The organism is Armatimonadota bacterium (genome assembly GCA_013314775.1).
GTDB lineage: Bacteria > Armatimonadota > Zipacnadia > Zipacnadales > JABUFB01 > JABUFB01.
In genome coordinates this window covers 274,879-287,692 of the sequence record JABUFB010000010.1, presented here as the reverse complement: position 1 = coordinate 287,692, position 12,814 = coordinate 274,879, and the positions used below count along the sequence as shown (strand labels likewise).

Genomic DNA, 12,814 nt, shown 5'->3' with positions numbered 1-12,814 from the left:
TTCACGCCAGTTCCCGCTCGGCTCTGGTGTACACCTCGTCCAGCGCCCGGGACTTGTGGTCGTCCAGCTCAAACTCATACTCCGCCAGCAGGCGCTCGATCTCGGCCACTGCCGCCTCATGTTCGGACGGCGAACCCGCGACCCGCCACTGCTCCACCATGCGCGGGGCGAATATCCGGGAGTCCCACTGTAGGTCCCGGAAGTGCGCCAGCGTTGAGTCGGCGGTCAGGAACTCCTCGCTGTCGATGATCTCGTCCACCATCAGCGCTTCCTCGACCAGCCCAATGTCCAGCATCTCTTCAGCCCGTCGCACGAACCGGAATAGCTCGCGGTCGTAGATCAGCTGCACCGGGCTGTACACCTCATCGAGAGACAGCACCCCCGCACCGGAGAAGAGCCTGCGGCCCTGGGAAACCATCATGCCCGTGAACGCGCCCTTGAGCGCGCAGGCGTGGGCGCCCGGGGTCTGCGCCATCACGGAGAACGATTTGGCGCTAACCTCGGTGCCGAGATACCGGTTCACCTCGCGCTCCAGCAGGCTGCAGGCGATGTTGGCTGGTTCGCCATAGACAAAGCAGCCCTGGCGCATGTCGAAGGGGTATGCGTTGACCCAGATGCCGATACGCTCCAGGGGAGTCCCCGTATGGTGGAAAACCAGCGCGCCACCCAGGACATCCGCGAGAGCCACCGTGAACCCGGCGAGCAGTGATGCGGGAGCGCTGACGCCAATGATCGGCATGGTGCCGACCCCGACGCTGCAGTCGGGCCTCAGCTTGCGCAGGGCAAGTGCAGTGTCCACTTCCTGCCCCTCGAACCGCAGAGGGGAGATGATGTGGACCCCGGCAGAAGGTTCGTAGCCCAAGATGCGATAGCACTCGTTGTTGTATGATTCGGTCTCCGGTTGGATCGGGACATGCCCCGGGCGACCGGCGCGGTTCTTCGCAGTGGCGATGAGTTGTGCCAGGCTCCGGAGCTTCGGCGGCACGTCCTGCGGGATGCCGGGAGCAATTCCGTGGATTCCCTCGGGGGCAAGTGCCGCAACCAGGCGCGTGCCTCGCTGGATGTCGGCAAGGGTGATGGGCCGCAGGGCACCGTCCGTGTCGTGGATATGAAGCGCATGGCAGCCGGCGCTGAGCGAGTATCCTTCCGGCGCTCGGAACGGGTGCATCTGCCGGTAGGCATCGAGAAACCCACGGCTGAGCTCCTCCGAGAACCGCCCCCGGGAGCCGTCAATCTGCACGCCAGGCACATGGCGAAGTGACTCGCGAAGGCTCTCGTGGTGCACAAGCATGCCTTTGTGCTCGAGCACGTGGCAGGCTCCATCCACGATCCTGCCGACCCACGGGGCGATGGTCTCGGGCGCAAGATGCAGGTCCATGCAAACCGCCTCCTCGGCTACCAGCCGAACATCGTCCGCTTGTATCCCATGCACCACTGCCAGTGGTTGAAGGTCATCTTCTGGACTTCCATAAGCGACCAGTGGGCGACCATGCTCATGGGGCCCGCTTTGCCATCGGCGCCGGCAGGCTGCCCACCGCCGTTCGCAGCCGCGGGATCCGGCTTCGGCGCGAGTTTCGCGACCTGTTCCCGCACCTGCCGGCGCTCCTCCTCCGAACCGTACCGGAACACCTGCCGGTAGACCGACCAGATCGCAGGGGTGCCGGAGACGAGCTTGCGGTCGTCCTCCGTGTACCCCGGCCAGGCATCGAGCAGCTGGGCGCGGAGGGCCTGGGTTCTCTCGGCAGACACCTGTTCGGGGGTAGATTCCGGCTTGTCGCGCAGTGTTTCGGCGAAGGCGATGAGCTCGCTGTATCCCTGCGCGGTGCGGGTGGTAAGCGGTGTCTCCGCTTCCACCAGTATTTCGTCGCCGGACTTGAGGGCGCTCTTGATCGCGGAGATGGACGGGTCGGTCTCATCCGCCTGGTCCAACACTTCGCGGATCGCGGCTCCGATCTGTGTCTGCAGCTTGTCGATCTCCTCGCCCTTGGCCTGCCGGATAGTGGTCACGAGCGCTTGATATTGGTCGTATTTTGCCAGGTCCTCGTCAGAAAGCCTGGCCCAGCCACGCTTTAGCTCCGACATTACGCGGCTTTCGTCGACCAATGGCAAGGGTGTACCGAGGCCAAACTGGAGGACGAAAAGAAAGGCCCGGGCGTTGGTCTCGATGGCCCGGGAGCGCGGATCGGCCGACACTGCGGGCGGCTTTGAACCCGCTCCCTCCGCCATTGTGCCGATGAGTGTGCTGAGCAAATTCAGGTTGCTCTCCTGGTCGTAGCCCTGGGCAACGCCGGAGATAGAGAACCACACGGCTTGACCCTCGCTCTTGACCACGAGAGCATCGGCACGGTGAGGAGCGTCTGCGAGGGAATAGGTGATTCCCGCATGCACCCCGGTACCGGGCTCGTCGCCGACTTCGGTGAAGGCCGTGACCTTGATGTCGGGCGCGCCTGCGCGCAGGACGGCCACGAAATCCTCGGCCAATGCCTGTGGGGACTTGTCGGCATCGAAGGGGAGGGAAATGATGAGGATCTGTCTTCCGCTCACCGGGTCGGTGATCTGGATCGCGCCGCCCTCGGTGCTCACCTCCCAACCCGCTGGATGGTGCAGCGAAAACGATTCGTTGGGAGCAATGTATTTCACCCACTCAGCCGGTGCGGCGACGACGGCGGTCGAACAGATGACTGCGATGATGGGCGCGAACAGGCGCGGCATAGTGGGTAATCTCCTCGCGGACCGGGAGTGTGCTCGCAGCAGTGCCGGGGCCAATCATTCCATGTCGGTCCTACTATACCTTCAGCCGCCCTGGCGCTAACTTCCACGCGGCGGAGGGCTATCCACCGTTTTCGGCGAACTTTGCGGTGTCTTGCGCGAAAAGCGTCGATCAGGCAGGTGAGGACAGTGCATGTGGGCATGTGGTCTGCACCCTCCGCAACGGTGACGGTTTTCCTGAGTGTGCTGGCCGCGATGGGGACGGTCACGGCCTTGGGCCAGGATCAGACCTGGGTCGAGCTGGATGGAGTGACCTACGGCGCCAAGCCAGACGAACGCGGCCCCATTGGCGGGGGGAAGGGGTACACAGACATCATCACATCCGGTGACTTCACCGCGAAAACGCCCGAGGAGATCGCGGAGGCTCTCAAGCAGGCGCAACCGGGTCAGGTGGTGTTCATCCCGGGCGAGACGGAAGTTGACCTCACCACTCTCATCTACATCGATCAGTTCGTGCTGGAGATACCCGAGGGCGTGACGCTCGCGGGGAACAGGGGCCAGGACGGATCACAGGGCGCGATCCTCACCAGCGACGCGCTCAATACCCCGGTGATGATCCGCGCGCTGGGGCCGAAGGTGCGCATCACCGGCCTGCGCATCCAGGGCCCGTGTCCCAAGCGGTATCTTGACCACCATCGGCGAGCCTTCGGTCCTGGAGGGCCGGGGCACAGCTACTACTACAAGTTTCCCACCTCCAATGGCATCAGCACGGCGTTCGACAACCTGGAGGTGGACAACTGTGAAATATCGGCTTTCGCCCACGGCGGCGTATACCTGACCAGAGGTCATGGTCACCACATCCACCATAACTACATCCACCACTGCCAGTACAATGGCCTCGGGTACGGCATTTCCCACGGCGTCTCATCTTCGCTGATTGAGTTCAACCTGTTCGACTTCAACCGCCATTCCATCGCCGGAACAGGTGCGCCGGGCAACAGCTACATCGCCCGGAATAACGTGGAATTGGGCACTTCCCTGAGCCACTGCTTCGACATGCACGGCGGCCGTGACCGCAAGGACGGCACGGACATCGCGGGCACCCGCATCGAAATCTACAACAACACTTTCCGAGCGCCACAGACACCCATCGCTATCCGCGGGACACCCGAGGAGACCTGCGACGTATACCACAACTGGTTCCTCAACCACGACACCCCGGCCAAGGCCGTGCGCGCGGCGAAGCAGACCCGGGTGTTCGACAACGCGTACGGCGCGGAGCCGAAGGTGATCGAGTAGGCGCCAGTGATTCGGGAGGAGCTGCCTCCGTTGAGAGCGATTGTTGGTCTATCCATCGCCCTTCTCACGCTTCCGACATGCGCTGCCCTGTCAGAGTCGAAGCTCAGCCTGCATCTGATCAACAGCTACAGTCAGGGCGCCCGGCAGGTTGTAGCGGCGGGCCCGCGGGTGCTCAAGGTGCTGGACCTCCACGAGCCGATGCTCGAAGCGCTGCGTGACTACAAGTCTCGGTACCCACAGGGCGTCACGGTCGTGCGCATCTACACCCGTCACTCGTACCCGCGCGACGCGGACCCGTCAGCATCCGGCCGGAACTACTGGGAGACCGCGCTGAAGCCCGCGCTTGACCGCCTCGCACCGGGGGACCGGGCGCTGATCGATTACGTGGAAGGCCCCAATGAGTGCGAGCCTTACCCCATCTGGGAATCGGCCGAGACCGCCCGTTGGATGGCGCGCTTCTGGCAGGCCCTCGCGCCGCTCATCGCGCAGGCCGGCTTCCGTCCGTGCATCTCCAACATCCCTGTGGGCAATCCCCCGGGTACGCCGGATGAGATACGCGAGAAGATCCTGGCCTTCGCGCCGGGCCTTCTTGCGGCGCACAAAGTGAAAGGCAGCTGGAGCTACCACGCATACTCCCTGGTCTACGGGACGGACATGGCGCAGGAGATCTGGACCTCGCTGCGGTACCGGATGCTTCATGGCATGCTCGTGGAGAAGCATCCGGAGCTCGCGAAGATGCCGCTGATTATCACCGAAGCGGGAATTGACTTCCGGGGCAACCCGCGGGAGGACGGTTGGCAGGCCCGCGGGGATGCGGCGAAGTTCCAAGACTGGCTCAAGTGGTTCGACGCCCGCCTGCGTGAAGACCCCTATGTGCTGGGCGCTACGCTGTTCCAGTCCGGGAACGCCGAGGGCTGGTCATCTTTCGACACTGAGCCGATCAACGCGTGGCTGGCGGAATGGCTGAAAGGCACGGAATAAGCATGGTGAATAGAGGATATACCAAGGCACGGACGGGAGGCGGGCACGCCGTCCTCCTCATCCTGAGCGAACCGGCCGTCTCCGGCCGTGGCGAGAAGAGGGTGGGGAGCGCGTCGGCCGGTATCACCCGAGTGTAGCTTCCAGTACTCCCGGCTCGGAGATGACCTGCGGTTTGCCGAACTCCAGCGTTACTTGCCGGCCATCGCGTTTCAACTCGCAGGGAATGTTGGCGCCGTCAATGGCCACGGTTGCAGATGGCTCTCCCGCTTCCGCAGGCAGTTCAAACACAAGTCGCGCGACGCGCAGCTTCCCGTGGCGCAGTTCGATGCGCTCAGTCTGGCGGCTGCCCTCACGTTTCTGGATGAACAACCCCCAGCCTTCGGGCGCGGTGAAGAAGCTGCGGTGGTCTTCGGGCCGCCACCGGGGCTTGAAGCCGATGGTCCCGGCCGGACCGTCCAGAACCAGTCCCTGCGCCGCGATGAGCAGGCCCCACGAACTCATAGCCCGGGCGTAGAACTTACCGCATTCCAGCTCATTGAAGGGATTGCCGCCCGGCCCACTGTCGAGGCCATCCCGCCGTCTGCCGTCATAGCGTGACCGCGCCGCTGAGATGATCCTGTCCGCCTCCTCGATCATCCCTTCCGCGATGAGCAGCCCGGCGGTGGAGTACTCGATGCCCGTCCAGACCTCATCCGCGTAGATGATGAAGGGGTTGGGCCGGCCACCCTCTGGCCAGGTGCACATGAGGAGCCCGGCCTCATCGTCCAGCACGTACCGGCGGGGGTGCTGCTGGAAACCCGCGAAGCTGTCGCGGAAGTTGTTTCGCACGATGGCGCTCAGGGCGCTGTGAACCCGATCCGGCGGATACAGGTAGCCCAACCCGACTTGGTGCGCCCACCATTGCCCTAGAAGCTGGTCGCTGTGACACCCGGGTCCGTAGTCGTGGAGGGGCTGTGGATCGGACTTCTGGATGTAGTATTCGCCGTTCCACAAGGCCTCGTTCTGATTGCGCATGCCCGCTTCGCGCACGGCCTTCCAGGATTGGGCGACCGCGGCCTCATTCATGTCCAGTGCAAGCTGTTCGGCTGCCGCCAGCGCCGCCAGGTACTGGGACCCGATGAAGGTATTCGCGCCCGAGACATTGCAGTCGTAGGTGTTGGGCTGCGAGCCGGAGGGCACACCGTCGCGATCGGCGTCGATGCGCTGGATGAGCCAATCCGTGGCCTTCTGCAGGGCGGGCCAGACGCTGCGCAGGAAGCGGTCATCGGTGCTCATCTGGTGCTCGCGCAGGACCTCCACAATGGCCGCGCACTGTCCGTCGATGAAGGCGCCGTGGAGACCATGCTGGCGGTGGGATGTCTCGCCCGTATCGCGCATGTACACCAGCAGGTCGGATTGGCGCATGTTCCGGCCGATCTCCGGAAACAGCCGGGCATGACTCTGGGCGTAGTTCCAGACGTGGGTGCAATTGAGAGGGCAACAGCCGTACGAGCCTTCGAAGCCCCCGAAGTACCCGTCCTCCGCCCACCAGGTTGTGGGGCCGCGGAAGATCACCGACTGCGAGGTCATGGCGTCGAGCCAAGACTCCGGCAGGTTGGACTCGTACAGGGTGCGCTGGTACAGGTCGGTGCGCTCCCAGAGGGCATCGAGGTTCTCGCAAACGTAACGTGCAACCTGGCCGGCGTCTCCGAATCGCCTGCTGTACAGATTGCCCTCATGCTTGCCCAGGCGGGAGACATTGGGAAAGTGCCACGTGATGACGAAGGTAGCCGTTCGCGCTTCGCCGGGCTCGAGCTTGAAGGGCACCGCAACCGCCCCGTTGCCCGCAGGTGTCTGGAGGCGCCGCACGGCGCCCTGGCTGACGAAGTCATGGACCATCTGACGGCCGTGAACCCACAGTCCCGCGGCGGCCTCAGGTTCCGGCGAGAAAAGCTCCATCGATCCGTAGTCGGGGGATGCCGGCACCAGCCAGTCGACCTCCCGCATGGGGACACCCCGCGCGGCCGTGAGCATCGCTTTGACCCACTCATCCGGCGGCCGCGAGGCCAGACAGACGACCGCGGACGCCTCGCCCAGCTTGCCCGAGAGGACCACGGCCCTGCCGCTCGAATCGGCGGCGATGGGCTGGAAGCCACTCTCGGCGGCGCGTGCAGGATCCACGCTCATGCACGCCGCCGGGCGCCACGCGGGGAGCTTGTCGGCCTTGGGCAGGCCCGCCTGTGCCATGACTGTACCGCCCTGTGCGGTGGTTGCGGCATCAGCCAGCCAGCCAAGTGCGCCTGCCAGCAGGGGATAGGCGCGGTCCTGGCGCAGGAGGTCATCGGACCGGGTGTTGCTGAAGAAGATGTGATCGATGTTGATGTGGCCCCAGCCGCCGGAGTGCGCATCCACGATCTCGAAGACCGCCTCGCGGCCCTGCAGGTCGCGGACATCCCACCAGGCAGGTTCGAGTTTCTCGTCATTCCTGCCGGTTGCAGTGCGGACGATCTCGTCGCCCACGCGCAGGTTGATGCAGGTCTGATTCGCATGTGCGCCGCCGCCGATAAGGAAGCCGATCCAGGGCTTGCGGACCGTAAAAGGTCTTGATACCGCCTTCCCCTGCGGCTGGTCATTGGGCTGGAAAGTGTTGACGAGCCCCGCGCCGAGGAAGCCGCTCACGGCCTGTTGCCCGCCGGTGGTTCCGCCCGCGGGCGCTTTGCCGAAGGCGTCGCCACTTATGTTCCAGCCCTCATACGAGCCGCCCTCGAAATCCTCGAAGACCTCCATCCCCAGGGCGCGCTCCTCCTCCTGCACCCGTTGCAGGAGCCGGGGGAAATCCGTGCCGATGCCGGAGATCACCACCGGGCTGCCCTCGCGCATCGCCCGGGCGAGTTGGCCTATGCGCTCTTCGAAGCGCGCGCGGTCTTCCACAGAACCGTCGGGCCGTGAGAGGCCATCCACCCAGAGAATCGGCGGTTCAGGAAGCGCCCTGCCATAGATCTCGCGGACTCGGAACAGCCCTGGGGCGAATCCATCCGCGCCCGGGTGCATGAACACGCCGTGGTATCCTCTCTCGTCGAAAGCGATGGCCGGCACACCGCCCGGTGCCGCAAAGCCGGCGCGCTCCAGTGGCGGGAGAGCATTGGCCAGACTGGCGAGTACCGACGTGGACACCGTGCGGTCGCCCTCGTTGCTCGCCGTGACGCGGAAGATCGCGCAAGGCAGGGCGGAGTTCGCGGCGTCGGTGGGGATCATGGGGTTGTAGGCTTCGAGCATCACCCGCACCGGCAGCGCCGGGTCCGAGAAACGCAGGCGGGCGATGGGGTAGCCGCCCTCGTACTCGAGCGACTCCATGGGGGCGAACCCCGGCTGCCCCACGGTCTGCAGGCAGCGCACCACCGGCTCGGAACCTTCCGCTTCGGCGCGGATCGCGAAGAACGTGTCGCGCACGGGACGCTCGTCGTAGTTGTTGAACACTTGCCAGACCGCGAGGCGGCCCTGCCCGTCCAGCCAGATCGTGCCCGTGCCGATACCGCCGACGGGCATGAGCACGTACTCCAGGTTGGCGCCGCGGTATGTGCGCGGTGACTGTCGGGGCCAGAAGTCAAGCCAGCGCTCCCGGGGACGTGTCAGAGGCCTGTCAGCGTTGGCTCCGGCGCTCCAGGGGGCTTCCCAGGGGTTGTCAGGGGACTGATCGACTGACTGCACGGGAGCGGCGAGCGGCGTGCTTGCCTGGGCCAGTTGCGCCAGGAACGTCTGGGCATTGGAGCCCTCGCAGGCAGACTGGGCAAGGGCGGCCGTGGCAACAGTGCTTGCCGCAACAAGAGCGCAGAGAATGAGAAAGACGCGGCGGGTCATGTGTCTCGCCTCCGGGGGGTGGGGGAGAGAACGGCGGACGGACGGCCGCAGGGCGCAAGGAAATGGCACGAAGCGGGTGTCACCCCAGGCTCCGCTCGTTTTGCTCCCCGCAGGCAACACTGCCTCGGGTATGCTCCCGGCCCTGTCAACCACCAGCTCACTCCGGTGGCAAAGTGCCATTGCCCCTGCGAGGCCCGAAGGCTATGGCGCGCCCCTCGTCTTCCGTCGCTATCCCCCGGCAGGCCGCGGCAGCCTCTTGCCCCCGACGTGAGCTGGTGAAAGGCGTGGTCTATCCCTCCGGCGCCGGGATTTCCTCGCCACCGGATTTCACGTTATCCGGCGTGAACTTGCGGGTGCCGAGGGTTATGTTCTTCGGCACCTTCTCGCCCGCAAGGATTTTCAGCGCCACCTCGATGGCTTCCCTGCCGCCCGTAGGATACTGGAAGGTTGCTGCAAGGATACCCTCTTCCACGTACTTCACGCCTTCGTGGGGCAGGGCGTCGATACCGATGAACTTGATCGTCTTCTCGCGTCCCTTGCCTTCCTGTTTGGCCGCCTGGTAGGCCCCGTGAGCACTTGGATCATTGTGGGCATACACCGCGTCGATCTGCTCGAACCGGGAGAGGGCCGAGTTCATCTCGCGCTGGGCGTTGGGCTCCAGCCACTGGCAGTCGGCGGAGAAGATGATCTCGATCTCAGAGCCTTCGATGCCCTCCATGAACCCCTTGTGACGCTCGCCGGCGGGGGTGGACGTTGCCAGGCCTTGAAGCTCCACGACCTTCCCCTTGCCCCCGAGGAGCTCCACCATGTACTTGCCCGCCTCTCGGCCGATGAGCACGTTGTCGCCGCCGATGAAGCAGGTGTAGTTGTCTCCCTCGATCTTCCGGTCCAGAACGATCACGGGGATGTTGGCGGCCATGGCCTCGTCAACAGGCTTGGTGAGAGGCAACGCTTCCTTGGGACTGATGATGATGAGATCTACGCCTTGGGCTATGAACTCGCGAACCTGTGCCTGTTGCTGCTCAGTCTTGTTCTGGGCGTCTTTGAACAGCACCTCGAGTTCCGGGTGCTCGGCGGCGGCGGTCTTGATGTCCTCGTCCATCTGTACCCGCCACGGTTCGCCGCGATTGCACTGGGACATTCCGATTGTAAAGGTCTGGGCCGCTTCCGGCGCCAGTCCCGAGCTCTGTGGTGTGTCCACGTTTGGCGTTGGGCCGGTATCCGTCGCGGGTTTCGGCGCGCAACCGGTGAGGAGCGACAGGATAGCGAAGATCAGCACGACGAGCCAGGCGCATTTCATGGCAAGGCCTCCGTGAATTACTAACTGCCGATCTCTACACTCGACGCCGCCGGGTCTCCTGGATCACCACCGCCAGCACGATAATGACGCCTTTCGCCAAGAGCCGCTGGGCTTCCTGCCAGCCGATGAGACTGAGGATCTTGTTCACATAGCCGATGATCAGCGTGCCAATGAGGGTGAGCATCACCCCGCCACGGCCGCCCATGAGACTCGACCCGCCGATGACCACCGCGGCAATGGCGTCTAGTTCAAAAGTTGCCCCGGCTTCGGGGTCGCCATAACCCATCCTGCACGCGCTTGAGATTCCCGCGAGCGCGGCGGTTATCCCGCTGATGAGATACGCGAGTATCTTGGTGCGCGCCACGTCAACTCCCGAAAGCCGCGCGGCCTCCTCGTTGCCTCCTACCGCGTACAGGTAGCGCCCGAACCGGGTGTACCGGACTATGAGCGCGGCCAGGATGATGGTCACCAGGAAAAGGAGGGTAACAGGGCGCAGCCAGCCCCCCGCATACGGCGCGGTCATCCATTCGAACACCCGCGGCGGTGCGTCCTGCAGGATGTACCACGGCCGAGCGCCGTGGGCGATCTTGATGCCCCCGGAGACCAGTTTGGCGGCCCCCCGTGCGGCAACCATCATCGCGAGGGTCGCCACGAAAGGCTGGATCCGCAGCTTCGCCACAAGCAGCCCGTTCGTCGCACCGATCCCGCAACCGGCGATAATGCAGATGAGCACGGCTGGACCAAGAGATACCCCCTTCGCGATGATCAGGAAGCTGAACAGCGTTGCGATAAACCCCAGGACAGACCCCACGGACAGGTCAATTCCTGCGGTGAGGATCACCAGGGTCATCCCCACCGCGAGGAGCCCATATTCAGAGTACTCGAAGAGCACGTTGGACTGGTTCCCGGGGGTGAGGAACACAATCTCGCCGGTCCGCAGGTTGCGCGGGCTGACGATGCAGCCCAGGATGAAGACCGCTACCAGCGCCGCGATCCCACGGTGGCGACCCAGAAATCGCAAGGCGAGCCCGAACCCACTCGCTGCTCGGTTTGAGTCGGAAATCTTAGGTATTTGACGGGTTTCAGGCGGATCGCTCACCTGGGTCCTCCATGGCCGCGGCCATCACATTCTGCCGGGTGGCTTCGGCGCGCGTGAACTCAGCGGTCACTTTACCACGGTGCATGACGATGATGCGGTCGCTCATGGCAAGAAGCTCGGGCAGCTCCGAAGTAGTCAGCAGGATGCTCTTGCCCTCCTCCACAAGGCGGTTCATGAGTTCATAGATCTCGTGCTTCGCGCCCACGTCAATTCCCCGTGTGGGTTCGTCAAGGAGCAGGCATTGCGGCTCGGTCATAAGCCATTTCGCGAGGGCCACCTTCTGCTGATTCCCCCCGCTGAGGCCGCTTACTTCGGCGTCCAGCGACGCCGTGCGCACTTTGAGCTGCCGGGCCAGGGGCTCGGCGCGCCGCAACTCCGCAGAACGGCGCAGGATGCCGGAAGGGGCAATGTCCGGCAGGGCCGATAGGGTCATGTTGTGCAGAACCGAGAGCGGCATGATCAGCCCGGTGGCCTTGCGGTCGCAGGTGAGCATCGCCAGCCCGCCGCGGATTGCCTGGGCTGGGGACGTGAACCGAACGGTCTTACCCTTGAGTACCACGCTCCCCGTGGGGCGGCTTCCGTAACGCCCGAACACCGCGCCCATGAGTTCACTTGCGCCGGCACCGCGCAGCCCGGCGATGCCCACGATCTCCCCGGCCCGAAGGTGGAGGGACACCCTGTCCAGCAAGAGCCGACCCTCGCCCTCCTCGGACGGCAGGCTGAGCGCCTCGACCCGCAGCAGCTCCTCGCCCGGCGCCACCTGTCTGCGCGGGAAGAGAGTCTCGATACGCCGGCCAACCATCCACTCGATGAGCCGGTCGCGGGAAATCTCCGAAATGGAAGAGACCCCAACCAGTTCGCCGTCTCGCAACACTGTGACGCGGTCGCAGATTCGATAGATCTCCTCCATACGGTGGGAGATATAAACCACCGAAATGCCCCGATCGCGCAGGTAGCGGATGGTGCCGAACAGCCGATCGGCTTCGGTATCGGGTAAGGGACTGGTGGGCTCGTCCATGACGATCAGCGACGCATCGCGCGACAGCGCTTTGCCCACTTCCACCATTTGCTGCACTGCGAGCGGATAATCTTCCACCGGTCTGCGCACGTCGACCGGGACACCGAGGTCGGACATGATCTGCGCGGCGCGGTCCAGCATCTCCGAGCGCCGCAACATGCCTGCACGGTTCACCGGCTCTCGGCCCAGCAGGAGGTTCTCGGCCACCGATGCGCCCGGCACAAGGCTCAGCTCCTGGTGTATCATGGCGATCCCCGCGGCCTGGGCAGATGCAGGGGATGCGAACTCATGCCTGCGTCCCCGCCAGACGATCTCGCCTGAATCCGGTGGCGTTGCTCCGCTGAGGATGCGCATGAGGGTAGACTTCCCCGCCCCGTTCTCACCCACGAGCCCGTGGACTTCACCGGGCAGCACGCTGAAATCCACGGCGCGCAGGGCCTGGACCCCCGCGAAAGCCTTGCTGATGCCGGTCATCCTCAGAGCAGGTTGGGCTTGTTCATGCATGATGGCGCGGCCTCACGATTATGGCGGAACAGATGGATGTTCGCGGGAAGAGACGGTATATCCTGCG

At 64.5% G+C, this 12,814-nt stretch carries 8 protein-coding genes; 2 read left to right on the top strand and 6 right to left on the bottom strand.

What is annotated here, in order from left to right:
• Position 1: 1 nt before the first annotated feature.
• Both HPY44_14070 and HPY44_14065 read right to left on the bottom strand, forming a co-directional pair.
• Entirely contained in the window at positions 2-1,378 is a 1,377-nt protein-coding gene (locus tag HPY44_14070; GenBank protein NSW57135.1) for a trimethylamine methyltransferase family protein, read from the bottom strand.
• Between the two features lie 17 nt (positions 1,379-1,395).
• On the bottom strand, positions 1,396-2,712 hold the full coding sequence (locus HPY44_14065) for a hypothetical protein (protein NSW57134.1): 1,317 nt from the start codon (positions 2,710-2,712) through the stop codon (positions 1,396-1,398).
• Between the two features lie 186 nt (positions 2,713-2,898).
• Between HPY44_14065 and HPY44_14060 the strand changes: the two genes are divergently transcribed.
• Both HPY44_14060 and HPY44_14055 read left to right on the top strand, forming a co-directional pair.
• The gene (locus HPY44_14060) at positions 2,899-4,008 is read left to right on the top strand and encodes a hypothetical protein (GenBank protein ID NSW57133.1); all 1,110 of its coding nucleotides are present in this window, start codon (positions 2,899-2,901) and stop codon (positions 4,006-4,008) included.
• A 30-nt stretch (positions 4,009-4,038) separates the two neighbouring features.
• A complete protein-coding gene (locus HPY44_14055; GenBank protein NSW57132.1) occupies positions 4,039-4,989 on the top strand; it encodes a hypothetical protein in 951 nt (316 codons plus the stop codon).
• Between the two features lie 123 nt (positions 4,990-5,112).
• Here HPY44_14055 and HPY44_14050 read toward each other — a convergent pair whose 3' ends face one another.
• From HPY44_14050 to HPY44_14035, 4 genes are all read right to left on the bottom strand, one after another.
• Positions 5,113-8,826: a hypothetical protein gene (locus HPY44_14050; protein NSW57131.1), complete on the bottom strand. Its 3,714-nt coding sequence runs from the start codon at positions 8,824-8,826 to the stop codon at positions 5,113-5,115.
• Between the two features lie 289 nt (positions 8,827-9,115).
• Positions 9,116-10,126, bottom strand: a complete 1,011-nt coding sequence (locus HPY44_14045; protein NSW57130.1) for a substrate-binding domain-containing protein — start codon at positions 10,124-10,126, stop codon at positions 9,116-9,118.
• 34 nt (positions 10,127-10,160) lie between these two features.
• On the bottom strand, positions 10,161-11,147 hold the full coding sequence (locus tag HPY44_14040; protein NSW57129.1) for an ABC transporter permease: 987 nt from the start codon (positions 11,145-11,147) through the stop codon (positions 10,161-10,163).
• A 61-nt stretch (positions 11,148-11,208) separates the two neighbouring features.
• Positions 11,209-12,747, bottom strand: coding sequence for a sugar ABC transporter ATP-binding protein (locus HPY44_14035; protein ID NSW57128.1), 1,539 nt, complete (start codon positions 12,745-12,747; stop codon positions 11,209-11,211).
• Between the last annotated feature and the right edge of the window lie 67 nt (positions 12,748-12,814).